This is a genomic window from Paenibacillus thailandensis, from assembly GCF_042685365.1.
Taxonomy (GTDB): Bacteria; Bacillota; Bacilli; order Paenibacillales; family Paenibacillaceae; genus Paenibacillus_AP; species Paenibacillus_AP thailandensis.
The window spans coordinates 127,244-150,563 of the sequence record NZ_JBHUMY010000006.1 but is presented as its reverse complement, the minus strand read 5'-3'; the positions used below and the strand labels follow the sequence as shown (position 1 = coordinate 150,563).

The 23,320-nt window shown below is 55.3% G+C and carries 25 protein-coding genes; 4 read left to right on the top strand and 21 right to left on the bottom strand.

The features are described 5' to 3' along the window. Window positions 1-100 precede the first annotated feature (100 nt). From ACFSW5_RS05590 to ACFSW5_RS05555, 8 genes are all read right to left on the bottom strand, one after another. Entirely contained in the window at window positions 101-1,030 is a 930-nt protein-coding gene (locus ACFSW5_RS05590) for a polysaccharide deacetylase family protein (protein WP_379270425.1), read from the bottom strand. 137 nt (window positions 1,031-1,167) lie between these two features. Then, the gene (locus tag ACFSW5_RS05585) at window positions 1,168-2,190 is read right to left on the bottom strand and encodes a phosphotransferase (RefSeq protein ID WP_379270424.1); all 1,023 of its coding nucleotides are present in this window, start codon (window positions 2,188-2,190) and stop codon (window positions 1,168-1,170) included. Beyond that, on the bottom strand, window positions 2,174-2,863 hold the full coding sequence (locus tag ACFSW5_RS05580; RefSeq protein ID WP_379270423.1) for an MOSC domain-containing protein: 690 nt from the start codon (window positions 2,861-2,863) through the stop codon (window positions 2,174-2,176). Before ACFSW5_RS05580 ends, ACFSW5_RS05585 begins: the two co-directional genes overlap by 17 nt. A 242-nt stretch (window positions 2,864-3,105) precedes the next feature. Next, on the bottom strand, window positions 3,106-3,420 hold the full coding sequence (locus ACFSW5_RS05575) for a hypothetical protein (RefSeq protein WP_379270422.1): 315 nt from the start codon (window positions 3,418-3,420) through the stop codon (window positions 3,106-3,108). A gap of 15 nt (window positions 3,421-3,435) precedes the next feature. Then, window positions 3,436-3,723 carry a hypothetical protein gene (locus tag ACFSW5_RS05570; protein WP_379270421.1) on the bottom strand — a complete coding sequence of 96 codons (288 nt, stop codon included), beginning with the start codon at window positions 3,721-3,723 and terminating at the stop codon, window positions 3,436-3,438. Continuing rightward, window positions 3,701-4,369: a response regulator gene (locus ACFSW5_RS05565; protein ID WP_379270420.1), complete on the bottom strand. Its 669-nt coding sequence runs from the start codon at window positions 4,367-4,369 to the stop codon at window positions 3,701-3,703. The genes ACFSW5_RS05570 and ACFSW5_RS05565 overlap by 23 nt, the downstream gene beginning before the upstream one ends. 45 nt (window positions 4,370-4,414) lie before the next feature. After that, window positions 4,415-5,029: a DUF3298 and DUF4163 domain-containing protein gene (locus ACFSW5_RS05560; protein ID WP_379270419.1), complete on the bottom strand. Its 615-nt coding sequence runs from the start codon at window positions 5,027-5,029 to the stop codon at window positions 4,415-4,417. 82 nt (window positions 5,030-5,111) lie between these two features. Next, window positions 5,112-5,837: a phosphonate ABC transporter ATP-binding protein gene (locus ACFSW5_RS05555; RefSeq protein WP_379270418.1), complete on the bottom strand. Its 726-nt coding sequence runs from the start codon at window positions 5,835-5,837 to the stop codon at window positions 5,112-5,114. Between the two features lie 154 nt (window positions 5,838-5,991). Between ACFSW5_RS05555 and ACFSW5_RS05550 the strand changes: the two genes are divergently transcribed. Then, complete coding sequence (locus ACFSW5_RS05550; protein ID WP_379270417.1) at window positions 5,992-6,216, top strand: hypothetical protein; 225 nt, start codon at window positions 5,992-5,994, stop codon at window positions 6,214-6,216. A gap of 149 nt (window positions 6,217-6,365) precedes the next feature. Here the strand turns inward: ACFSW5_RS05550 and ACFSW5_RS05545 are convergent, their stop codons facing one another. After that, window positions 6,366-6,503 carry a hypothetical protein gene (locus ACFSW5_RS05545; RefSeq protein ID WP_379270416.1) on the bottom strand — a complete coding sequence of 46 codons (138 nt, stop codon included), beginning with the start codon at window positions 6,501-6,503 and terminating at the stop codon, window positions 6,366-6,368. Window positions 6,504-6,653: 150 nt separating this feature from the next. On the opposite strand from ACFSW5_RS05545, the gene ACFSW5_RS05540 reads away from it, so the two are divergent. After that, a complete protein-coding gene (locus tag ACFSW5_RS05540) occupies window positions 6,654-7,388 on the top strand; it encodes an HAD family hydrolase (RefSeq protein WP_379270415.1) in 735 nt (244 codons plus the stop codon). Between the two features lie 140 nt (window positions 7,389-7,528). Here ACFSW5_RS05540 and ACFSW5_RS05535 read toward each other — a convergent pair whose 3' ends face one another. From ACFSW5_RS05535 to pdhA, 10 genes are all read right to left on the bottom strand, one after another. Next, entirely contained in the window at window positions 7,529-9,877 is a 2,349-nt protein-coding gene (locus ACFSW5_RS05535) for a type IA DNA topoisomerase (protein WP_379270414.1), read from the bottom strand. 16 nt (window positions 9,878-9,893) lie between these two features. Continuing rightward, window positions 9,894-11,039, bottom strand: coding sequence for a hypothetical protein (locus ACFSW5_RS05530; protein ID WP_379270413.1), 1,146 nt, complete (start codon window positions 11,037-11,039; stop codon window positions 9,894-9,896). Window positions 11,040-11,090: 51 nt separating this feature from the next. Next, on the bottom strand, window positions 11,091-11,411 hold the full coding sequence (locus ACFSW5_RS05525; protein WP_379270412.1) for a hypothetical protein: 321 nt from the start codon (window positions 11,409-11,411) through the stop codon (window positions 11,091-11,093). A gap of 114 nt (window positions 11,412-11,525) precedes the next feature. Next, window positions 11,526-13,013 carry a glutamate synthase subunit beta gene (locus tag ACFSW5_RS05520; protein WP_379270411.1) on the bottom strand — a complete coding sequence of 496 codons (1,488 nt, stop codon included), beginning with the start codon at window positions 13,011-13,013 and terminating at the stop codon, window positions 11,526-11,528. A 340-nt stretch (window positions 13,014-13,353) separates the two neighbouring features. Continuing rightward, window positions 13,354-13,848 carry a dihydrofolate reductase gene (locus ACFSW5_RS05515; RefSeq protein WP_379270410.1) on the bottom strand — a complete coding sequence of 165 codons (495 nt, stop codon included), beginning with the start codon at window positions 13,846-13,848 and terminating at the stop codon, window positions 13,354-13,356. 31 nt (window positions 13,849-13,879) lie between these two features. Then, the gene (locus ACFSW5_RS05510; RefSeq protein ID WP_379271020.1) at window positions 13,880-14,821 is read right to left on the bottom strand and encodes a thymidylate synthase; all 942 of its coding nucleotides are present in this window, start codon (window positions 14,819-14,821) and stop codon (window positions 13,880-13,882) included. Window positions 14,822-15,080: 259 nt separating this feature from the next. Then, a complete protein-coding gene (lpdA, locus tag ACFSW5_RS05505) occupies window positions 15,081-16,496 on the bottom strand; it encodes a dihydrolipoyl dehydrogenase (RefSeq protein ID WP_379270409.1) in 1,416 nt (471 codons plus the stop codon). 3 nt (window positions 16,497-16,499) lie between these two features. Further along, window positions 16,500-17,792, bottom strand: a complete 1,293-nt coding sequence (locus tag ACFSW5_RS05500) for a dihydrolipoamide acetyltransferase family protein (protein ID WP_379270408.1) — start codon at window positions 17,790-17,792, stop codon at window positions 16,500-16,502. Between the two features lie 142 nt (window positions 17,793-17,934). After that, entirely contained in the window at window positions 17,935-18,912 is a 978-nt protein-coding gene (locus ACFSW5_RS05495) for an alpha-ketoacid dehydrogenase subunit beta (RefSeq protein WP_379270407.1), read from the bottom strand. Window positions 18,913-18,945: 33 nt separating this feature from the next. Beyond that, window positions 18,946-20,013 (bottom strand): pyruvate dehydrogenase (acetyl-transferring) E1 component subunit alpha, encoded by a 1,068-nt coding sequence (pdhA, locus tag ACFSW5_RS05490; RefSeq protein ID WP_379270406.1) that lies wholly within the window; start codon window positions 20,011-20,013, stop codon window positions 18,946-18,948. Between the two features lie 291 nt (window positions 20,014-20,304). Here pdhA and ACFSW5_RS05485 point away from each other — a divergent pair, with 291 nt between their 5' ends. Further along, window positions 20,305-21,045 carry an alpha/beta hydrolase gene (locus tag ACFSW5_RS05485; protein WP_379270405.1) on the top strand — a complete coding sequence of 247 codons (741 nt, stop codon included), beginning with the start codon at window positions 20,305-20,307 and terminating at the stop codon, window positions 21,043-21,045. Between the two features lie 84 nt (window positions 21,046-21,129). Here the strand turns inward: ACFSW5_RS05485 and ACFSW5_RS05480 are convergent, their stop codons facing one another. Both ACFSW5_RS05480 and ACFSW5_RS05475 read right to left on the bottom strand, forming a co-directional pair. Continuing rightward, window positions 21,130-21,609, bottom strand: a complete 480-nt coding sequence (locus ACFSW5_RS05480) for a low molecular weight protein-tyrosine-phosphatase (protein ID WP_379270404.1) — start codon at window positions 21,607-21,609, stop codon at window positions 21,130-21,132. Between the two features lie 163 nt (window positions 21,610-21,772). Continuing rightward, a complete protein-coding gene (locus ACFSW5_RS05475) occupies window positions 21,773-22,420 on the bottom strand; it encodes a trimeric intracellular cation channel family protein (RefSeq protein WP_379270403.1) in 648 nt (215 codons plus the stop codon). Window positions 22,421-22,599: 179 nt separating this feature from the next. Between ACFSW5_RS05475 and ACFSW5_RS05470 the strand changes: the two genes are divergently transcribed. Then, entirely contained in the window at window positions 22,600-23,238 is a 639-nt protein-coding gene (locus ACFSW5_RS05470) for a thiamine diphosphokinase (RefSeq protein ID WP_379270402.1), read from the top strand. The last annotated feature ends 82 nt before the right edge of the window (window positions 23,239-23,320 follow it).

Sequence of the window (23,320 nt, the reverse complement as noted above, 5' to 3'; positions counted from 1 at the left end):
CGCTTGCCGCATTTACTTCGCTCGCAGACTATATTGGGTGACGAGCTTCAACCGGTAACCGCAACGATATGCCGGCGACGCCCGCAAGCGTAAATCCGAATCACTTGCGGCTATGCTGAAGCCGCTGCAGCTCGCGCCAGCCGATCAGCTTGATGCCTTCGGCCTCCAGCGTTTCCCGCACCTCGGCATCCCGGAACACCTGAGCCTCCCAGCCTCTTTTTTCCGGCGATCCGTGAAACGCTTTCAATTCGTCCGTCACGCGTGACGGATGCACGTACAGCTCGGTAACCCCGGGACGCAACCCCCGGATAAGACGTTTCATCTGTTCGCGGAACGACTCGTAGCTTTCGTTCTCTTGCTTCTGGAACGGAAGCGTGACGAGATAATCCAAAACGACGACGCCGTGCGCTTCGGCCAGCTGCGCAAGTTGAAGAGCCAGTGCGGCCAGCTCCTTCGGCGCCGCCTGCCCGTCGTCGGCCGTAACGTACCTCGGCAGCCGGAAAGGAAGCCCGTAAGCGGCGCACACCTCGAAAATAACCGGCAGAAAATGCCGCCCCGTCGCAAGTCCGTAGACGCTCCCCATATGATTGTCCGCATGACTCGGACGGACGCCGAGCCGGAGAGCCATTTCGATCTGGGCGCAAGCTTCGGCTTTCATCTCGGCAGGGTCGGCGTTCTCCTCGACGGAGACGTTGTCCTTCGGGAAATAACCGAACCGGTCCGTAAGCGAAGAAGCTTGCCCGGCTCGATTGACGGGTCCCCACCGAAATCGATCCCATTCGCTTGTGAACGTCAAGTGCACGCCGACGTCCGCTTCCGGACGCGCAGCGCACCAGGCTGCGGCTTCCGCAGCCCAGCCGCAGGGCATCATAAGCGAAGCCGAGCTTACGACGCCGTCCTCCAACAGCTCGAATACGGCGGAGTTGACGGAGTGGCATAACCCGAAGTCGTCCGCGTTAACGATCAACAGCCGGTCGTTCGCCGCATAGCCTAACGCCTCCGCCGTCGTCCCGTTTCCCGTTTGAACCATATGTATCCCGTCCTTTCGAAAACATTCGTCCGGCCGGCTTCCGGAAAGCCGATCTTCAATCCAATCTCTGTCCCGGCGCAGCTGCGGTACGTTTCGCCGGTACGCGCCCGAGCTCGCCTGCCGATAGTCGCGACCCGTTACCGGGCGTTCAGCAGACGTTTCAGCTCCGTCTCGCAAGAGGCGACCCAAGCGCACGCATTCCCGGCTCCAATGACAATGTTCTCCAACACTTCAATGCCGTCAAGCCCTTCGTTGTAACGATTGATGAAATGGAGCGACACATCCAGCATCCGCAGCTTCATCAGTCCGGGCAGCAGGTCGATCTCTTCGGAAGTAAGCGCCATGCCCGCGCGGAACCCTTCGCAAAAATCGGCAGCGCGGCCAAGCGGGTCCCCCTCTTGCCCGGCCTGAACAATATCCATCAGCGATACGGCGAGTTCCATCGCTCTGGCGTCGACGGTGCAAAACTCAAAATCGAGCAAGCCGATAATGTCGTCACCGGATGCGACCGTATTGTTCATGACCAGATCGCCGTGAATCCAATGACGGGGCAGCCGCCTCGCCGCCTCGCACACTTGCCCGCACCGGCCGAGCTCGCGCTGCAGCGTCCGAAGCTGCTCCGCGCTCCCGGCCAGCTTGCCGGAAGCGTCCGCGAGCCGGACAAAAACATCGTCTCCGGGGTGCCCGTACGTGCTTTCCAGCATAAAATACGGCTCGTAGATCGGCTTTCGGCCGATCGGCAGCCCGGAGAACGACTGCATCAAGCTCGCCGCGGCCCGGCCAAGCGATATCAGCTGCCGCTTGTTCGCGACGGACGGGCGCTCCCCGGGTATGTACTGGCATAAGCCGGCAATCCGTCCGTCCTCCGCTCTCGTCACCGTGCTTCCTTGCCGGTTCTTCACCGGAACGGGCACTTGAAGCTCAAATGCCGAGCGGTTTAACGCCGTTAATATTTCATGCTCCAATTGAACGATCTCTTCGTCGCGATGGTTGTTATAGATGCGCAGCATATATGCCTGCCCGGCATTGGCCGCCTTAACCATTCTCGTCGTGTTGTTCATGCCGCTTTCGCCTTCTTCGACATGCCAGCCCGCTTCCAGCTGCGGATATTGGCCAAGGATCGAATCGAAGGCCGGGGAGCGGTCAGCCGTTGCTGCCAAGCTTGCCGCCTCCCGTCAATCGTTCAAGCCTGGCTTCCAAAGTATCCCGCCATGCGGCCGCCAGCTCCCCGACGGCAAGCAGCGCTTCAATGCCTGCCCGATCGTTTTTATCGACGTGCATAATGCGGTTCGCTTCGGCGATGCTGATGCCGGCCGGATGGCGTTCGACAAGCGCCAAACGGTCCCCCGCCTGAACCTCCCCTTCCTGAAGCACGCGAAAATAAAAGCCGGTGTAGCCGGTTTGCTGCGACTCCGCCACGATGCGCGGCTCTTCGTTGCGGATGCCCAGCTTAAAGCAAGGTACGCGCGGCTGGCTCACCTGCAGCGTGATTTGCCCGTTTTGTACGATGTCGCCGATGCAAAGGTCTTCCTCGGTCCAGCCTGAAAGCGTAAAGTTTTCGCCGAAGCTGCCGTTTTCGACATCTCTTCCGAGCCATTCCTTCCAATACGGGTAACGGGCCTCGAAATAAGCGCAAACCGCCTTGTCGGGACCGCCGTGATGCACCGTATCCGCCTGCCCGTCGCCTTCCAATCCGTCAACGCCAAGCCAGTGCTTTTCCGTCGATACGCGCTTGAATATTGCGGTTTCCACTTGCTTCGAGCCGTGCATGACCGGAGCCGGCCGGCCGACTTGCAAGGAAATAATTTTCGTTTCGTTACCCACAACAGGCATCGTTTCCCTACTCCTCTTCATTCCATAATCGTTTTCTCTATTATAAACGGTACATTTCCCGGCTGGCAAAAAAATCTAAACCGCATAATAATTTGACACAATCTGTCGCAGCGTTGTCGCCGCTCCTGTCGAATCGGTTACGTTTCTGTTGAGAATTGCGCTTCCCCGGGAAATATTTTAAAGCGGAACAGCGCTTCTATTTCCCGGCCCGGATCGGATTCCTGCCGTTAATAACGGAATTTTCATTCAATTCCGACGTATTTGGAGCTCGGCTGCTTCAGCCTCCCTTGCATCGCCGCAGATGACGGCCGCCGCATAACCGGTCCAAAGCCGCGATGGCGGAACCGAACAACAGCAAGCATGCCGACGCTTGCCGGCGAATGACGATGACGGCCGTGCTTGCCCATGCCGGTCCGATGATGCTCCCGACCCGATCGTTCGGGCCACACTGCCGGCAGCATGACGGCGGCGCAGACGAGCGCAAGAAGCGAACAACGAACGGCAAGCGCAGGAAGACCGCCTCCTACGATATTGTATGAGGCGGTCTTTCGCTGCATGCTATCGGGCTGTTCTTACTGCATCATGAAGGACAAGGCGGCTGCCGCCAGCCACGCCAGAAGGAGCAGAAGCAAACGATACAGACGAGTTTTGCCCTTACCCCCATTCCGGAGACCGAGCCATACGACCGCTCCAAGCGCCAGCACGTACAAAGCGCCGAGCACGACGGCCAACCATCGCTGCTGCGGCGTCGGAGGCGACATAAAACCGTAGCCGAGCACGACGACCCCGGCCAGCGCATAAGGGAACAGACAACCTAATCCGAAGCTGCACGCGAAACTAACCCAGGTCCAGGCCTTCAATCGATTCGCCCCCTCTGACCGTCAGCTTCCAATCCGCCAATATGCGCCCGCGAAGCTCCTTCACGTCGAACGGCTTCGCGAATTGGTCCATCATGCCAAGCCGCTCCGCTTCCGGCAGGATGCCCGGATCGACGAATGCGCTTATAAGCACGACCTTTGCGTGGCATCCGGCCCTTCGCATTCGTCGAAGCACCTCAATGCCGCTAAGGTCGGGGAGGCCCAAATCGAGCAGAACATAATCGGCTCGCAGGGCCGCGGTCTGCCGCAGCGCCGCTTGCCCGTTCTCCGCGCCGTGCGCTTCGAAGCCTTCCGCGGCAAATAACGAAAGCAGCATATCCCGTATCGCCTTCTGATCGTCCACAATCAAAATAACCGGCGGTCGACCGGTCGATTCCGCCTCCTCCCCGCTATCCGGGCGGGACGAAACGGGTGCAAGCTCCGGCTTGTCCGAACGCGAAAACGCCGTGTCCCGTTCCTCCGCTTGAGCGGCATATGCCGGTTCAAAAAGGCGGCCGGACGGACGGAGCGGTCCGCTCTTCGATCCTGTTCGGCTGACGGTTTCGCTTTGTCCCGGCTTAGACAGATAGATAACGAACCATGCTGCTCCGAGAAAAGAAACCGTCATCAATATGATAAACGCTAGCATGCAGTCGACTCCTTTTTCCGCCTTAAACGTCATTCCCCCGTGCGGTCAGCTCTCAAGCATCTTTCCGAGCGGGCCTTGCTCATCGATAATCGACTGAATGCTGTACACCGAAATCGGAAAATACAAAAATCCGTAGACGTATGCGGCCAATTCGTACAAATTGAAATAAAGAACCAGCGAACGGTCCGCGACATAAAAGCTTTGATCCGGCCTAATCGCCTTGAACGGCTCCAGCGTCTCGATCTGACGCGCCGCGATTTGTTTCGCGACAAGCGCCGACAGCCGTTTGACATAATCGCTGCCCGGCTTGAACAGCTCCGACAACGAATACAGCTTCCCCGTCGGCACGTCGAACGTAAGAGATTGCTGCAAAGTCATGCCGTGGGCGCCGCCCGTGTAGGCATAATTAAATAAGGACAGGCTCAATACATCCTTTTGATTGTTTTTCACTTCGAAGTAGCCGAACATTTCGGCCCTCGGATCGTCTAGCGAGCCTTGGCCGTTTACAAGCTCCTGAGCCGATTGGCGTATATGCTCGTTGACGGCATGCACGGCTGCGTCGTCAGGCCCGCCGCTAATATACGGTATCCACAGCTCCGCTTTCGGAAACTCCGCCTTGTAGGCGTGAACGATTACGGGCGGCTGAAACTGAAAAGGCACGGGAGATCACCTGCCTAACATAAGGAAGATGATACATTGTATGTTCCGCGCGAAACCCTCATGCCTTATTCGGAACGTAAGCTTACAGCTTTCGTTTTTCAGCTTCGGTCAATCGGCGCCCTTTTACGTCGAGAACAAGCTGTCCCGCGTTCAGGCCGATAATCCGGTCGGCGTATCGTTCCGCCCAATCGCCCTGATGGAGGACGGCGATGACGATGACGCCTTGCTCCTTGCAAAGCCGCTTCAGGTCGCCGAGCACCTGATCGGCTGTGTGCGGATCAAGGCCGGACACAGGCTCGTCCGCCGCGATCACTTTGGCGCCGTGCACCAAAGCGCGGGCTATGGCGATGCGCTGCCGCTCCCCGCCGCTCATTCGATCTACGCGCTGATGCGCTTTATCAAGCAGGCCCAATTTCTCGATCGTATCCATGGCGCCCATATAGTCGTCGCTGCGGACCATGCCCGTCCAGCGCCTCCAGGCCGGCGTTTGCGTTACCGATCCGATAATGACGTTTTTCAAGCCGGTTTTGTTTGGATAGAGCACGGGCTTCTCTTCCAGGTAGGCCACTTCGCGGCGGACCTTAAGCTTGCCGGCAAACCCTTTCTTCAATACGTCTTCCCCGTCGACGTAATACTCGCCCGCGTCCCATTTCTCCTGCAAGGCCAGACAGCGGAGAAGCATCGACTTGCCGCTGCCGCTGCTTCCTTTGACGGCTATGAATTCGCCGGGCTGGGCGAGGAAACTGACCCGGTTCAACACCGTAGGTCCGCCCGGTATCCGTTTCGTCAATTGATCAATTCGAATCATGTGCGCTGCTCCTTCTCTTCTCTATGAATCTAGTTTAATTTATTCAAAAACCAGTTTCCACGCGAACAAATGTTTGGTATAATGAAAAAGGGAACAAACGTTCCTTTTATTTGCAAATATAGAAGTAGATAAACCCGAAGGAGGCTGGATTACCATGAATAAAGGCTGCGAGAATTTTCGATATATGGAGAAGGGCAAACCTTGGAGAGACTTGACGTTCAAATTTTACGACGACGGCAAGCTTACGATTATCGATAACGATGCGGACGAGGTAATCTCGCCGAACGACCTTCGAGGGGACAGCATGGACTTCTACGTTCGCAGACGGTTGGAATATATTAAGAACAAACTGACGGCATCGATTCAAAAATACGCCTGAGGAAGAGGGCGCGAAAACTCCCTCCTCCCGGAAATTCGGTGGCTGTGCGTCAGGATCATGATGCGGTTGACGGTCTTCCGTCTGGCGTCAAATGCCGGCGCACCCGCCGGAGAGAGAAGTTGCGGAAGCGGCCTAACGCCTTTCCTGCTTTACGGCAGCTGTTTGTTAATGCCGTTAAGACTTGGCGGCCGCTTCGCGAATTTCCCGAGTTTAATGCCGGCCGCTTTTTCGTTGATGCTTGAATCGTTTTGCCGGTTGTTCATTTTTTCGCTTCTGTTGTAAGGCATGTCGTTCACCCCCTGAACTCATTTTGAGATGAAGCGTTTTAATTTATGTGCCTCTTTTTGCCTCTGGCCGGGCTCCTTCCGTTGACTTCAAGCCTTCACGTAGGGTAGATTGGTTTTACGACAATTTTTTGGCCGAAGGAGCCGTGCTTGATGAAACAGCAAATATTATTCGATTTGGACGACACATTAATTCATTGCAATAAATATTTTTATCTCGTCATCGACCGGTTCGTGCAGCAAATGAGCGGATGGTTCGCCGGCTACGACGAGGTAACGCCGGAAGCGATTCGCGACAAGCAAATCGAGATCGATATTGCGGGCGTTTCCGCGATGGGATTCAAGAGCGAGCATTTCCCCCAATCCTTCGTGGACAGCTACCGTTATTTCTCGGATTTGACCGGGCGAAGGCGCTCCGCCGCCGACGAAGAGACGCTTTGGAAGCTTGGCTTAAGCGTGTACGAACTGGAGACCGAACCGTATCCTTATATGGAAGAAACACTGGACCGGCTTGCCGGCTCCGGGCATGAGCTTCATCTGTATACGGGGGGCGAGATGCTTATTCAACAGCGCAAGATCAACAATATGGGGCTGGAGCGTTACTTCGGCGACCGTATTTATATTCGTCGTCACAAAAACTATGAAGCGCTCGAAGGCATATTAAACAAAGGAACGTTTGACCGAAAGCATACGTGGATGGTCGGCAATTCACTCCGTACGGACGTTATCCCCGCCTTAACGGCCGGACTTCATGCCATTCATATGCTTGCCGAGACGGAATGGCATTACAATATCGTTCCGGTTACGATCGAGCCTCAAGGCGCATTTTATACGCTGGAACGGCTGCTGGACGTTCCGGACACGATCCATCAATACATTCAACGCTAAGATTCTAAGATTGTTGCCGGATCCGAAATGATCTATTCTAACTTAATCAACCAAACAAAAAGCACTGCCTGCGAGGATAAGTCCAAGCTGACAGTGCTTTTTGCTTTGTTGTTGTTTCTATAACATTATAATGGAGTCCTTCAGCCTTCATTCGCTTTCTCAACCCGGATGATCCCCTTCGTGCGGTCCGCCAGGACGAACCGGGCTTTGAACGGATGTCCGCTCGCTTCTTCCTTAAAAGAAAGCAAGCTCGTATTTCCTTTCTCGATGAGCGATTTGGCCATCGCAGCCGTCAGCTTCTTGCCGGCTTGTTCCTTCCATATCACGAACGTACAGCCTGCGCGGAAGGCGCTGCAGCCGTATCCCCGTTTCCCTTCGATAATCGTGCCGCCGCAGCCCGGCCTCGGGCATGGCGCTATCGGCTTAGGGCTTGTATCGGACAGCTGCTTCGCCTGCTCGCGTTTGGCTTTTGCCGGCGGGCCCGCTTCGCCGGAATGGGATGCCTCTTTTCCTTGCGCATCCGAACGAGCCGCCGTTTTGCCCTTATGTGCTTGACGGGCGGCAGCGCCGGATGATCGAGCGCCGCCTCTCGTTTTCTTGCCGCGGCTTTTCCCTTCTGCGGCGTCCTCGAACGTTCCGGCCGCGGCAGGCTGCTGCTGACGGACTTTATTTACAATCATTTCCGCAAATTGCTTCACCTGCTGCATGAACCGCTCATCCGAAGCTTCGCCTCTAGAAATTTGATGAAGCCGCTGCTCCCATCTTCCCGTCATTTCGGGAGATGCGAGCAGCTCGACGCCCGCTGCGCGAATGAGCTCGATCGCGGCGCAACCCTTCTTCGTAATTTCAAGCCGTTTGCCGGTCAAAGCGATATAGCCCACCTGCTTTAAACGCTCGATCGTGGCCGCCCGGGTCGCAGGCGTTCCTAATCCCGTATCCTTCATCGCTTCCCGAAGCTCCTCGTCGTCGACCGATTTCCCCGCGCTTTCCATCGCTTTCAGCAATGTGCCTTCCGTATACGGCTTAGGCGGCTGCGTCTCTTTCTCGTCCGCCTGCGCCTTTGAACATGCAACCGGTACGTCGGGAGAAATCCGAAGAGGGCCGCTTGTTAGCATTTCTTCTTCGTCTTCCGGATCGGCCTCGTTTTTTTTACGGCTTGATTTGCGTTTCGTTCCCGCTTCCGCATCGGACTGCTGAACGACTTTCCAGCCGGGCTCCAGCAGCTCTTTCGCCTTCGTGCGGAACGTTTCCTCCGCCACAACCGTAATGACGACATGGTTATTGTACCGGGCGGGAGGGTAATATTGCGACAAGAACCGCCGGACGATCATGTCGTATAGATTACGCTCTTCCGCATTTAACGTGCCAGGGCGTTTGGGCGTCGGCAGAATGGCATGGTGATCCTCCACCTTGGCCGGATTGCATACCGCCTTGTTCCCTTTATGAACCCTGCTTCGGTCCGCGCCGGCTGCAAGCTCGCCGTATTGCTCCGTATTTTGCAGCATGCCAAGCACCTTGCCCATCACCGGCAAGTTTTCTTCCGTTACGTAATTGGAATTCGTTCTCGGGTAAGTAATCAGTTTATGCTTCTCGTACAACGCCTGAGCGATGTCGAGCGTTTTTTTGGCCGGATAACCGTAACGGGCGTTCGCTTCCCGCTGCAGCAGCGTAAGGTCGTAAAGCTTAAAAGGATATTCTTTCGTTTCGTTTACGCTATATTCGGCAACGATGCCTTCTTTGCCTTGCACTTTGGCCGCGATCGCTTTCGCTTTGGCTTTATCCGTCAGCCGATCGCCTTGCCAAATGCCCGTATAGGTGAATCCGGACTGCTCGAATGTCCCCCGGACGATGTAGAACGTTTCCGCTTGAAAGGCGGCGATTTCCTTATGGCGATCGTAAAGCAGCGCCAGGACGGGTGTCTGCACCCTTCCTACGGACAATAAAGCTTTATGACGGATGGTGAACGCACGCGACGCATTCATCCCGATGAGCCAGTCCGCTTCGCTTCGGGCGACCGCCGCTTTCGTTAACGGCATAAATTCTTCGTCGCTGCGCAGCGCGTCAAAGCCTTTCCGGATCGTTTCCGGCGTCAAATCGGAAATCCATAACCGGTCCGCCGGCTGCCGCAGCTTAAGATAACGGCGGATATAATGGAAGATCAGCTGGCCTTCGCGCCCGGCATCGCAGGCGTTTACCAGCCTGTCGCACCGTTTCGCCAGCTCGCCGATCGCTTTCAGCTGATCTTTCGTGCGGGAGCTTGGCCACAGCTTGAATACAGGGGGGATGATCGGCAAATCCTGATCGTTCCATTTTTTGTACCGGGCATCGTATCGATCCGGCTCCGCCAGCGTAACCAGATGGCCGATCGCCCATGTTATAATATAGCGTTCGCCTTCGAGATGCGTTCTCCGGTTAACCGCCTTCGGTTCTACGACCGCGGCGATCGAACGCCCCATATCGGGCTTCTCCGCAATAATTAATGTCTTCAATTGTTTCATCGCCTCGCTAGCCCGGCGTTCCCGTTACACGTTGCAACGCCTTAAATATGGACTTGACCCCTTTGGACCAATTCGGGTCTTCCGCGTATTCGCGGTTAATCCAGTCGATCGGGTCGTATCCTTCGGGACGCCCTTTGCTTAATCTGACGATTGTCCTTGAAGCGATCGCCGCCGAATCGTAAATATCGGTGTTATACTCCTTCCAGCTATGAAACACGTTAAAAGGATTGTTGGCGATTGTTTTCGCTTGCTTGTTCGTCGTCGGGACAAACCCTTGCTCTTGCCCGGTTATCGCAAACAACAGCAAAGGATGGATATCGAACTTCTCAGCCGTTTCGATAATCGCGGTCATATACGGCTCCTCCGCCAGCACGGAAGAACGTTCCGTCAAATAGGCCGACAGCCGCTTCTCGTCGATGACCGTATACCGCAGCTCGGACGGCAAGCCGTCTTGCGGCGGAAGCTCCTTAACGGGATTTAACGCAACCGGGGGCTGAAGCCCGTCTTGCGACGGCATCGTTAACGACCAGCCGTAGGCCATCGTGGAAAGAAGCAGCACGACGCAAAGCACGACATAAACGGCCGGACGCCGCAACACGCCCGTATGCCTCAAAGCTGCCGTAGACGGATGCACAATGACATCCGCCGTTATTAATTCTGTAGACTCCGCTTCCTGATCGGCAGATTCGTGCCTCAATAAGGTCCGCAGCGTTTCCATAGCCGAAACCGGCTGATTCGGGGATACCGTTTCATCCGGAACCGATTTTTCAGCCTCCAGCAGCTTGTCCATTGCGGCGGCAAAAGCATCCTTGTCCGGCTCCACCCCCAGACGGACCTGAACCCAGCGCCGCATCGCTTCCATATAAAGCTCATCCCTCCGGTTCAGCTTCAAGCAAGCTTGCATAATATCCTCCGGCCGGACGGGACTTTGCTGCTTCAACACCGAACGGCGAATAAGCTCGGCGGTCATTTGCTTTTTGACGGCCTCTTCAAGCTGGGGAAGCTGCCTATCGATGATTCGGGTTACCGCATCGGCAACGATCTCCGCTTTTTTCTCCTGCGGCATCGCCGCGTATTTCATTTGAACGTAGCTTCGGATTTTGCTTAAGTCGGACGGCGACAGCACATAAGCTTCCTTTGCTTCGGCAGGCATGACGATCTCGCTCCTTCACGTCATCTCTAACCGATTCTACCACAACTTTCCTTAAGTTGGGGAGGGAAGATTGGCGATCTCCCGCTGCACGTCCTCCCGGCCGATATAGGCCGCGATCTGCTCTTTCTCCTGTACTGTAAATTGATATTCGCAGTCGCATCCGACGTCTTGCGGCACAATTTGAGCGATCGTGCCGTCAACCGTGCAAATGACGAGCGCTGTAAAATCAATTAAATCATCCGGCGCCGGGGTTTCGTCCGCAAGGTCGAACCGAAGCTCGATATCGACCAACTGCCCGTTGCGCCGCTCCATGCTGGCGTAAAACTTCTTGAATCGAAGCTCCATAACCTTCTCGAGCCCGTATTTTATCATCTACTATCCCTCCGTCGTACTTTAACGCTTTACTGAACTTTAATGGTCCGATTCGGTAAAAAAAGCGCCCGAAGGCGCTTCTTTCGTCAACTTCTATTTAATTATAACCAATCCTTAAGGCAGCATCGAAGATCCCATCAAATATTTGTCGACTTCGCGGGCAGCCTCGCGGCCTTCGTTAATCGCCCAGACGACCAAGCTTTGACCGCGGCGCATATCGCCGGCGGCAAAAACTTTATCGACGTTCGTCGTATATTTGCCGTAAGGCGCCTTAACGTTGGAACGGCGGTCCTGCTCCAGGCCAAGCTGTTCGATAAGCGTATTTTCCGGACCTTCGAAACCGACGGCGATCAGCACGAGATCCGCCGGCCATACTTTTTCGGTACCCGGAATTTCTTTATAAATTTTATTGCCGTTTTCGTCAACCGTCCGTTCGATTTGAACCGTATGAAGCTCCTTCACGTTGCCGTTCTCGTCGCCTACGAATTTCTTCGTCAGGATGGAGAAAGCGCGAGGATCTTCGCCGTACAGCGCTTTGGCTTCCTCATGCGCATAGTCCAGCGTGTACACGTTCGGGAATTGCGGCCATGGGTTGTTGACCGTATCGCGAACGAGCGGAGCTTTCGGATGCGTGCCGAATTGCGTAACCGATTTGCAGCCGTGGCGCAAAGCCGTTGCCACGCAGTCCGTGCCTGTGTCGCCGCCGCCGATAACGATAACGTTCTTGTCTTTGGCCGAAATATAATTTCCGTCCTCGAGATTGGAATCCAGATAGCTTTTGATCGTTCCGTTCAAATAATCCATTGCCATATGAATGCCGTTCAGGTTGCGGCCTTCGATGTTCACGTCGCGGCCTTTCGTAGCGCCGCCGCAAAGCACGACCGCGTCAAACGTGTTCAGCAGCTCCGCAGCCGGAATATCTTTGCCGATTTCGGTATTGGTTACGAATTCGATTCCTTCCGCCGCAAGCAGATCGACCCGGCGCTGCACGACGGCTTTGTCCAGCTTCATCGTCGGAATGCCGTAAGTCAACAAGCCGCCGATCCGGTCCGCCCGCTCGTATACCGTGACGGTATGGCCCGCTTTGTTCAGCTGAGCCGCAGTAGCAAGACCTGCAGGTCCGGAACCGACGACCGCAACGCGCTTACCCGTGCGAACCTTCGGAGGCTGAGGAACGACCCAACCTTCGTCGAAGCCGCGGTCAATAATAGCTTGTTCGATCGTTTTGATCGTGACCGCATCGCCGATAAGCCCTACCGTACAAGAGCCTTCGCAAGGCGCCGGACATACGCGGCCCGTAAATTCCGGGAAGTTGTTCGTCTTGTGCAGACGGTCCAGCGCTTCCTTCCACAACCCGCGATATACTAGATTATTCCATTCCGGAATAAGGTTGTTGATCGGGCAGCCGGATACCGTACCCGCAAGCTCCATCCCCGTATGGCAATATGGGGTGCCGCAGTCCATGCAGCGGGCGCCTTGCGTTGCGAGCTCTTCGTCGGACAGATGCTTATGAAATTCTTCCCAATCTTTAATCCGGTCGATCGGATCGCGATCTGCCGGAATTTGTCGTTGATATTGCATGAAACCTGTTGGTGTAGACATGATCGTAGTTCCTCCATCCGTTTTTCCCATAAACCATATTGTTTTTATTTAAAACTATATCGGGAATCGTATAAATATACAACTACAAACTTCGCGAAAAAGCGATAAATTTTCACATATCCGTTCAACACGTGCAACCGGAAGTTTCCCCTTACATCGGCCGCCGCACACGTCCGAATGGCTTCAAAGCGGCGTAAAATGTAACGATTTCGCTACTCCGCACACGACAAGCTTTCCAATTATGCTATCATTACGCATGAGGTCCGTTAATGGATTATCCGCACAATCATTTGCACTTAATTGCACATCGTTCGGAATTGTCGCATTAACCCAACAAGTTTTAACCAATCCTCGTATACGTCTGGAAAACGTGGCGATATCGGTTGCGCTCGTCCAGAACCCCTTGCACGCTGTTCGTTAGCGCCCATTGCCCGGGATTGACCTCCGGGAAATAAGAGTCGGCATTTTGGACGTCGAGATCGATCTCCGTCAACAGCAGCTTATCGGCGTAAGGCATAAACAGCCTGTAAATTTCTCCGCCGCCGATAATCATAAGCTCTTCTTCATCCCGGTACCGCCGAAGCGCTTCTTCGACGCTGTTTACCGTTTCGCATCCTTCGAAAAACGCGTTTTCTTGTCTCGTAAAAACGACGTTTCGCCGGTTGCGAAGCGGCTTGCCGCCAAACGACTCGAACGTTTTGCGTCCCATCAGCACCGTTTTGCCGGTTGTCATCCGGACGAAATAGGCCATATCGGCGGGCAGCCGCCACGGCAAGCCGTTCTCGAAGCCGATAGCCCGGTTGTTCGCCATCGCCGCGATCATCGTAATCGTCATCAGGCCACAGCCTCCTTCCGTAAACCGGCCGCTATACCGCTACCGGCGCTTTGATGGCCGAATGGGGATTGTAATTCTCGATTGAAATGTCCTTTACGTCGAAATCGAATATCGATTTTACTTCCCGGTTTAATTGCAAAACGGGCAACTCGCGCGGCTCGCGCGACAGCTGCTCGCGAATCTGTTCCATATGGTTCAAATAAATGTGCGCGTCGCCCAGCGTATGGACAAACTCTCCGACGCCGAGGCCGCATTCATGCGCGATCAGATGGGTGAGCAACGCATAGCTGGCAATGTTAAACGGAATGCCAAGGAAGATGTCGCCGCTCCGTTGATACAGCTGGCAAGACAGCTTGCCTTCGCTCACGTAAAATTGAAACAGCGTATGGCAGGGCGGCAACGCCATACCCGGCACGTCTTCCGGATTCCACGCCGATACGATCAGCCTGCGGGAGTCGGGATTCGTCTTAACCGTACGAATGACGTCCTGAAGCTGGTCGATCGCGCCGCCTCTCGTCGTCCGCCATTCCCGCCACTGCTTGCCGTATACGTTGCCGAGCTCCCCGTACTTCTCCGCAAAGGCGTCGTCTTCGAGCACCCGCCGCTTGAACAGCTCCATCTGCTCTTCGTATTGCAGGCGGAACGGCTCGTCCGTCTGCGAACGCAGCCCGAAATCGGTCATGTCCGGACCGGCGTATTCCTCGCTTTCCACCCACTTCTTGAAAGCCCACTCGTTCCATATATTATTGTTATGGCGCAGCAAATAGCGGATATTGGAATCGCCTTTAATGAACCATAACAATTCGCTTACGATCAGTTTAAAAGGCACGCGTTTCGTCGTCAGCAGCGGAAAACCTTCATTCAAATCAAACCTCATTTGCCGGCCGAAAACCGAAACCGTGCCCGTGCCTGTCCGGTCGTCCTTGCGGGCGCCGTTCGCCAATACGTCCTGCAGCAACCGAATATATTGCATCTCGCTTGTCTCTTTGTTCATAAGCGCGATCCCCCTACTTCTATTCAATCTATTTTATCATTAATTCGACTATTCTGCACCTGAAATAGATAGGTAATGCCCCTTAAGCGCAGCGTCGTCATAACAAAGGGGATGTCCCGTAAATCATCATACAAGCAAGGGGCGCTTTTGTCCTCTATAAAATAAAAAGAGAAATGGCGATGCGCGGAATTAACCGGTGCATCGCCATTTCTTTTATTGTTTCGCTGTAGAGCGAATATTATTTTACAACGGTATGAATCGGGTGGCCAAGCGCCACTTCCGCGGCGTCGAGCACGATTTCGCCCAGCGTCGGATGCGCATGGATCGTGAGGGCGATATCTTCGAGCGTTGCGCCCATTTCGATCGCAAGTCCAAGCTCGGCGATCATGTTGGAAGCTTCGCTGCCGACGATTTGCGCGCCAAGCACGAGGCCGGTGTCTTTATCGGCGACAAGCTTCACGAAGCCTTCCGTCGCGTTAAGAGACAAAGCGCGGCCGTTGATGGCAAACGGGAATTTGCCGACTTTCACGTTGTGGCCTTTTTCCTTCGCTTCTTTTTCCGTGTAGCCTACGCTTGCGCATTCCGGATCGGAGAAGCATACGGCCGGGATGCATTTGTAGTCGACTACGCTCGGAAGTCCCGCAATCGCTTCTGCAGCTACGCGGCCTTCGTACATCGCCTTGTGCGCCAGCGCCGGTCCGGCGATAACGTCGCCGATCGCATAAATGTTCGGGTTGCTTGTGCGCGTTTGGCTGTCGACTTCGATCAAGCCGCGTTCGGACACTTTAACGCCCGCCAGCTCCAGGCCAAGCTCTCCGTCCGTGTTCGGACGGCGTCCGACGGTAACGAGCAAGTATTCTGCCGTAACCTTCTCTTCTTTATCGCCGACTTTGTAAGTAAGCGTCACGTCGCTGTCGGTTTGCTCGGCGCTTTGCGCCATTGCTCCGGTAACGATGTCGACGTTCGTGCCCTTCAGCTTCTTCGCGACGATCGAGGACATATCTTTGTCGAAGCCCGGAAGAATCGTGTCTCCGCCTTCGATGACGGTCACTTTCGTACCGAACTTGGAGTACATCTGGCCAAGCTCGATGCCGATGTAGCCGCCGCCGATGACGATGAGGCTCTTCGGAACTTCAGGCAGCGAAAGCGCGCCGGTCGAGGAAATGATGCGTCCTTTGAACGGGAAAGCTTTCAGCTCGATCGGGCGGGAACCCGTCGCGATGATGCAGTTTTTGAACCGGTAGCGAGGCGCCTCCTGGTCGTTGAAGACGCGCGCTTCGTTTTCGTTGATGAACATCACTTCGCCGTTGAAGTATTGAACCTTGTTCGCTTTCAGAAGCGAAGCGACGCCGCCGGTCAGTTTCTTAACAACGCCGTTCTTGAACTCTTGCACTTTGCTAAAGTTCACTTTCGCTTCGCCGGCTTCGATGCCGAATGCGGAAGCATGGTTGATGGACTCGTATTGATGAGCGGCGGAGATTAGCGCTTTGGACGGAATGCAGCCTACGTTCAAGCAAACGCCGCCGACGTATTCTTTATCCACTACGAGCACGTTTTGGCCGAGCTGGGCGGCGCGAATCGCCGCCACATAACCGCCGGGACCTGCACCAATAACCAAAGTATCGATATCGAGAGAAGCGTCTCCAACTACCATTACTTACACCTCCATAATGAATAGTTCCGGCTGAGCCAGCAACTGTTTGATATAGTTCATGAAATTTTGAGCCGTCGCGCCGTCGATGAGGCGATGGTCGAAGCTGAGCGACAGCGCCATAACCGGAGCCGCAACGACTTCCCCGTTCCGTACGACAGGCTTCTCGGAAATACGTCCCGTGCCGAGAATCGCAACTTCAGGGAAGTTGATGACCGGCGTAAAGAACATGCCGCCTGCGGAGCCGATGTTCGAGATCGAAATCGTGCTGCCTTTCAGCTCGTTCGGGGCCAGCTTGCCTTCGCGGCCGCGTACGGCAAGATCGCGGATAGCGTCGGCAACCATCCAGATGTTTTTGCGGTCGGCGTCCTCGATAACCGGTACGATCAGACCGTTGTCGGTGTCGGTTGCGATGCCGATGTTGTAATATTTGCGATAAACGATTTCCTGGTTCGCTTCGTCCAGCGTTGCGTTCATGATCGGGAACTGACGGCATGCCGCAACAAGAGCTTTTACGATGAACGGCAGGTAAGTGAGCTTCGCGCCTTTCTTCTCGGCGTACGGCTTGTATTTCGCGCGCAGCGCTACCAGCTCGGTTACGTCCACTTCGTCCATGATCGTAACGTGCGGAGCGGTGTATACCGATTTCACCATCGCGTTTGCGATCGCTTTGCGGATGCCTCTGAACGGCACGCGCTCTTCCGGACGGTACGGCGTGCCTGCCGCAACCGCTGCCGGCTTCGCTTCTTCGGCAGCCTTCGCCGGAGCAGCCGCTTCCGTCTCGGCAGCTGCAGGAGCAGCCGTTACGCCGCCGCTGGCGTTGTCGACATCCTCTCGGGTAATGCGGCCGTTTTTGCCGGTTCCGCTCACTTGCGTCAGATCCACGTTTTTCTCGCGGGCGTATTTGCGCACGCTTGGCGTTGCGAGCACCAGCTCGCCTGTTGCTTTAGGCGCTTCCGCCGATACAGGAGCAGGAGCCGCTGCTGCAACCGCTGCTGGAGCTTCGGCTGCCGCCGGCGCTTCCGCTGCCGCAGGCTCGGCTTGCTCCGGAATATCTCCTTCCGCGTCGATGACGGCCACGACTTCGCCGACGTGGCATACTTGGCCGTCCTTCACGCGCACTTCAAGAACCGTTCCGTTAACCGGGCAAGGCACTTCGACGATCGCCTTGTCGTTCTGCACTTCCATAATGATGTCTTCGTCCGTTACTTTATCGCCAGGCTTGATCAAGACCTTCACGATTTCGCCCTCGTGCAGGCCTTCGCCGAGCTCTGGGAACAAATAGTTAAACTTGGCCACCTTACGAACCTCCTTAAGCTGCGGCGCCGCGGCGCGAAGCCGGACTCGGCCGGACCGAACGCCCGGGACGACTTGTCCGCCTTCTTCCGCCGGCAAGCTGCCGCGTCATTATTTACTTGACTGGTATATATTGAAGTTTGAATTAAAACTCGATAACTTTTTTCGCGGCGGCCACGATGCGTGCCGGCGTCGGAAGCCAAGCGTCTTCGATTAGCGCAAACGGATATACGGTATCCGGACCCGCTACGCGAAGCACCGGAGCTTCCAGGTGCAAAATCGCATGCTCGTTGATTTGGGCGATGATTTCCGCTGCCGCGCCGGACGTTTTTTGCGCTTCCTGCACGACGATCGCGCGGTTCGTTTTCTTGATCGAAGCCACGATCGTTTCGATGTCAAGCGGCATCAGCGTGCGCAGGTCGATAACCTCGGCTTTGATGCCGGATTTCTCGAGTTCTTCGGCTGCGGCAACCGCCGTATGCACCATCATACCGTAGGCGATGATCGTTACGTCGCTGCCTTCGCGGACAACGTTCGCTTTGCCGATCTCGATCGTATATTCGCCTTCCGGCACTTCCGCTTTAAACTTACGGTACAAGTTCAGGTGCTCCATGAAGAATACCGGATCGTTGTCGCGGATCGCGGAAATCATAAGGCCTTTTGCGTCGTACGGGTTCGAAGGCACGATCACCTTCATGCCCGGCGTTTGCAGCGCGAGACCTTCGAGCGAGTCCGTGTGCAGCTCGGCAGCTTTAACGCCGCCGCCGAACGGAGTCCGGAACACGATCGGCGCGTTGTAGCGGCCGCCGGAGCGGTAACGCATCCGGGCTGCTTGCACGAACATTTGGTCGAGCGCTTCAAAAATAAAGCCTACGAATTGAATTTCGGCGATCGGACGGAACCCTTGCGTGCCCATGCCGACAGCCATACCGGCGATGGCCGATTCCGCAAGCGGCGTGTCGAATACGCGCTCTTCGCCGAATTCCTCCTGAAGTCCTTCCGTCACGCGGAACACGCCGCCGACTTTACCTACGTCTTCTCCGAAAGCAAGCACGTTCGGATCGCGTTTCATTTCCACGCGCATCGCGTCGCGAATCGCTTCCAACATATTCATTTGTGCCATGTTCGCTAAATCCTCCCTTACCGTTCCGATTAATTATTGAAAATCAGCCTTTTGCGCTTCCAGATATGCTGGCGTCGTTTCGAACATCGAGTCGATCAAGCCCGGAACCGTCATTTTTTCCGTCGCTTCGGCTTTCTTAATGTGTTCGTTGACCGTCGCCTTCGCTTCTTCTCTTACGCGCTCCGAATCTTCTTCCGTCCAGAGGCCTTTTTTCTCCAAATATTTGCCGAAGCGAACGATCGGATCTTTCAGCGACCATTCCGCTTCTTCTTCCTTCGTCCGGTATTTCGTCGCGTCGTCGGACATGGAATGCGGACGGAAACGGTAGGTCAAAATTTCGATCAGCGTCGCGCCTTCGCCGTTGCGAGCGCGCTCGGCCGCGTCGGACACGGCTTTAATGACGGCCAGAACGTCCATGCCGTCGACTTGAACGCCTTGAATGCCGGCCGCCACCGCTTTATGGGCAATGGATTGGGCGCCGGTTTGCTTCGCGAACGGAGTCGTAATCGCGTAACCGTTGTTTTGCACGGCGAAAATGACCGGCAGCTTGAACGCGCCGGCAAAGTTAAGCGCTTCGTAGAAATCGCCTTCCGAGGAACCGCCGTCGCCCGTGTACGTGATAGCAACGCGTTTCTCGCCGCGTTTCTTGAACGCCATCGCGATGCCCGTCGCATGAAGAACTTGCGCGCCGATAATAATTTGCGGCATCAGCACGTTGACGTCTTGAGGAATTTGGCCGCCGTGCTGGTGGCCGCGGGAATACAGGAACGCCTGGTACAGCGGCAGTCCGTGCCATACGAGCTGCGGCATGTCGCGGTAGCCCGGACAAATGAAATCTTCTTTATTCAAAGCGTATTCGCTGCCGACCATCGACGCTTCTTGGCCCGATACCGGCGCGTAGAAGCCGAGACGGCCTTGGCGTCCCAGGTTGACGGCACGATCGTCCCAAGTACGGGTAAATACCATGCGGTACATAATTTCTTTCAATTGTTCATCGGAAAGTTCCGGCATCATGTCCGGATTAACAACTTCACCATCGAGAGACAATACGGAAAGCGGCGTTACCGGATCCGCATGAACTACGTGTGGCAGTTTGCTCATTTTGAACGCTCACCTCGATCAATTATATTTGAATAATGGGGTCCTCTGTTATAGAATTATTATAAACCTGTTCACCGAAAATGGTCAAAGCAAAAAACAAAAATACCGTTGTTTTTATGCTAATTTGGACCCTTTCATTAAGAAATTGTATATGTAACAGATTTTAAATTTCAGTATAACAGGGTAATACAATAGAACGCTTTCACAGAAATCACACTAGTTTTCCTTTCTATTGTTTGCCCACCTTCCAGCTATTCCATTCAATCTCGAACGACGCACGGAGGAGATCGCATGACCGATGACCGCTATTTCAAACGTACAATCAAAAAGGAAACGGTGCCGAGCCGGCATTTGCCGGAAGGCGAACGGGCGCTGCGCGTTTATTTGCCGCCGGGCTATAACGAAGTGCTCAGCTATCCGGTCGTCTATTGCCAGGACGGGGAAGATTTTTTCAACTTCGGGAGAATCGCCACGATCGCCAATCAAATTATTTTGGACGACGGCGTCGAGCCTTTCATTATAGTCGGGGTGGAAGTCAACAAAAAGGTGCGCACGGACGAATACGCCCCTGACGGCGACCGGCACGAGGCGTACGTCCGGTTTTTCGGCGAGGAGCTGATTCCGTGGATCGAAGACCGTTATCCGGTACGGCGCGAGCCGGAGCAGCGGCTTCTTGCGGGCGATTCGCTCGGCGGCAGCGTGTCCTTTCATATCGCCCTGAATTACCCTCATCTGTTCACCCGGGTTCTTTCGATGTCCGGCGCTTTCTTCGAGCGGTCGCTCGAGATTATGGAGGTGCCGCGCGACTTGAGCTGGCTCCAAATGTATATGATCGTCGGCCTGCAGGAGACGGCTTACGAAACGACCGACCGCGGCGTCTACGACTTCGTGGCGCTTAACCGGGCGGCCAAATCGCTGCTGGAGCGTTACGGCGCGGAGCTTTATTATGAGGAAAAAGACGGGCAGCACCAGTGGGGTTTCTGGCAAAAGGAGCTTCCCGCCGCGCTGAAATATTTTTTGCCGCAGGCTTAATGCGGCGCTTTCACAGTAAGTAACAAAAAAGGACGGGCGCCGGAACAAACCGGCACACCCCGTCCTCTTTTGGCCGTCCATGAGCTAAAGCTTCAAATCCGCCTTCACGCGGGCAAGCAGCGCTTCGCAGCCGCTTTGGACCATCTCGTAAACTTCCTCGAAGTTTCCGGTATAATAAGGATCCGGAACGTCGCGGATTCCGCTTTCCGGCAGAAGGTCCATGAACTTGAACACTTTGCTCCCCTCCTGCGCCTTCGGCCCGACGATCCGTTTCACGTCCTTCTCGTTGCTGCTGTCCATGCAAACAATATAATCAAACGTTTCGAAATCCTCCGCCCCGAACTGTCTCGCGCGCATTCCCTCATACGATATGCCGAGCCTGCCCAGCAGCTTCCGGGTTCCTTCATGCGGCGGACGGCCGACATGCCAATCTCCCGTTCCTGCGGAATCGACGGTAATATGCTGCTGCAGCCCCGCTTGATTCACTTCGTGCCGGAATACGGCTTCCGCCATCGGCGACCGGCAAATATTGCCCAAACATACGAACAAAACATTCGCTTTCATTGCGTTCCTCCTGAGACGAATTGCGGCTTCATAAAGCCGCGTTCTGTAATAACGCAGACGTAGCTGCGGGAGCCGCCGCTTCGTTCATTGGTCCAACGATCAAGCTTATACCAATAGCGCCTTTATGCCGATTACGCCACCGCCATCGATATCGAAAACCCGCCTAATGCATCCTGTGGTCCATTTTATTGGCCGTTTGCCTCGAGAGCGGGGGAAGCGCACGCCTCGGAAGCCGCCATTTATAATAAACGGACAACATGCGCATCGCCGTAATGAACGTAAACAGGAACAGCAGATCGAGCGTCGTGCGAAACCAGCCGAGCCAGATGGCGAAACCGGCCAACATCGCCCAGACGGCGTAGATCTCGTCTCTCAGTACAAGCGGCTTACGTCCGGCCAGCACGTCGCGCAGCAGCCCGCCTCCGATCCCGGTCAGCATGGCGGCGACGATAACGGCGCTTAACGGATGATTCATTCCCGCTGCGTACAACGCACCCTGTATGGCAAACGCGGACAACCCGATCGCGTCAAAAAAAGCTTCGCTTTTGCGCCATTGGCCGATCCACGAAACCGGCAGCACGAACGTAATCGTCATCGCGGCCATCGCGACGATAAACAGATGCCCCTGCGACCATAACGACGTGACGGGGACGCCGATAAGCACGTTCCGGATGACGCCTCCCCCGAATGCCGTGACGAGACCGAGCACAAATACGCCCAAAATGTCGTATTCTTCCTCCATGGCGACAATGGCGCCGCTCACCGCGAAGGCAATGGTGCCAATGATGCTGAATATGGCGAAAATATCCACCGAATACTCCTCCCGATGCTCGCTTGTTTGTTCTGAGGTAAATAAGTCCTTACCCATTGTATCCGCGGCCCGGCGGTTATGCAAAGTTAATTTTTTCGCACGCGGCATTTTGGCTGTATTTGCCGTTCCTTTCGCATTATACTGACACTATTGAGTTTTTTTGAAGGAGATATTGCACCATGTACAAGCAAGTCGTCATTTGCACGGGCGGCAGTCTGGGAGACTGGGCTTTGCCGCATCTTCAACATTGCGATTTTTTGATCGGAGCGGACAAAGGCGCTTATTTCCTTGCTTCGCAAGGTTTCCGGATGAACGCGGCGCTCGGCGACTTCGATTCGGTCGAAGAGGAGCAGCTTGCGCTCGTTCGTGCAAGCAGCGACACCGTGTCGCCATGCGATCCGGTCGACAAAGACTATACCGACACCGAGCTTGCCTTTCGTCTTGCGCTCGGGATGAAGCCGCGGCACATTAAGCTGCTTGGGGCTACCGGCACGCGGTTCGACCATACGCTTGCCAACGTTCATCTGCTGTCGACCGCGCTGGACGAAGGCGTCGAAGCTTCCATTATCGACGAGCATAACCGGATATCCATCACGGGTCGATCCATGAGCGTGGAGAAAAGCGAGTTCACCCATGTATCGCTGTTGCCGCTTACCGAGCGGGTCACCGGAATCACGTTGACCGGCTTCCGGTACCCGCTTTGCGACGCGACCCTCCGGATCGGGCAATCGTTAGGCATCAGCAACGTGCTGGACGGCGATTCGGGGCTGATCGAGCTGCGCGAAGGACGATTGCTCGTCATCGAAAGCCGCGATTAACGCCGGATCGCGGCAAGGCTTGGATTCCGGCGGAACTCCGGCCTGACGGACCGAAGCGATCCGCCGGGGGACGGATGCAGCC

Coding starts and splice junctions, on each gene's coding strand:
- ACFSW5_RS05555 (WP_379270418.1), bottom strand. CDS start 5,837: ATGATTCGAATTGATCAATTGACGAAACGGATACCGGGCGGACCTACG.
- lpdA (WP_379270409.1), bottom strand. CDS start 16,496: ATGGTAGTTGGAGACGCTTCTCTCGATATCGATACTTTGGTTATTGGT.
- ACFSW5_RS05575 (WP_379270422.1), bottom strand. CDS start 3,420: ATGCAGCGAAAGACCGCCTCATACAATATCGTAGGAGGCGGTCTTCCT.
- pdhA (WP_379270406.1), bottom strand. CDS start 20,013: ATGAGCAAACTGCCACACGTAGTTCATGCGGATCCGGTAACGCCGCTT.
- ACFSW5_RS05510 (WP_379271020.1), bottom strand. CDS start 14,821: ATGCAATATATTCGGTTGCTGCAGGACGTATTGGCGAACGGCGCCCGC.
- ACFSW5_RS05520 (WP_379270411.1), bottom strand. CDS start 13,013: ATGTCTACACCAACAGGTTTCATGCAATATCAACGACAAATTCCGGCA.
- ACFSW5_RS05525 (WP_379270412.1), bottom strand. CDS start 11,411: ATGATAAAATACGGGCTCGAGAAGGTTATGGAGCTTCGATTCAAGAAG.
- ACFSW5_RS05590 (WP_379270425.1), bottom strand. CDS start 1,030: ATGGTTCAAACGGGAAACGGGACGACGGCGGAGGCGTTAGGCTATGCG.
- ACFSW5_RS05530 (WP_379270413.1), bottom strand. CDS start 11,039: ATGCCTGCCGAAGCAAAGGAAGCTTATGTGCTGTCGCCGTCCGACTTA.
- ACFSW5_RS05480 (WP_379270404.1), bottom strand. CDS start 21,609: ATGAAAGCGAATGTTTTGTTCGTATGTTTGGGCAATATTTGCCGGTCG.
- ACFSW5_RS05545 (WP_379270416.1), bottom strand. CDS start 6,503: ATGCCTTACAACAGAAGCGAAAAAATGAACAACCGGCAAAACGATTCA.
- ACFSW5_RS05515 (WP_379270410.1), bottom strand. CDS start 13,848: ATGACGATTACGATGATCGCGGCGATGGCGAACAACCGGGCTATCGGC.
- ACFSW5_RS05485 (WP_379270405.1), top strand. CDS start 20,305: ATGACCGATGACCGCTATTTCAAACGTACAATCAAAAAGGAAACGGTG.
- ACFSW5_RS05470 (WP_379270402.1), top strand. CDS start 22,600: ATGTACAAGCAAGTCGTCATTTGCACGGGCGGCAGTCTGGGAGACTGG.
- ACFSW5_RS05540 (WP_379270415.1), top strand. CDS start 6,654: ATGAAACAGCAAATATTATTCGATTTGGACGACACATTAATTCATTGC.
- ACFSW5_RS05580 (WP_379270423.1), bottom strand. CDS start 2,863: ATGCCTGTTGTGGGTAACGAAACGAAAATTATTTCCTTGCAAGTCGGC.
- ACFSW5_RS05565 (WP_379270420.1), bottom strand. CDS start 4,369: ATGCTAGCGTTTATCATATTGATGACGGTTTCTTTTCTCGGAGCAGCA.
- ACFSW5_RS05550 (WP_379270417.1), top strand. CDS start 5,992: ATGAATAAAGGCTGCGAGAATTTTCGATATATGGAGAAGGGCAAACCT.
- ACFSW5_RS05495 (WP_379270407.1), bottom strand. CDS start 18,912: ATGGCACAAATGAATATGTTGGAAGCGATTCGCGACGCGATGCGCGTG.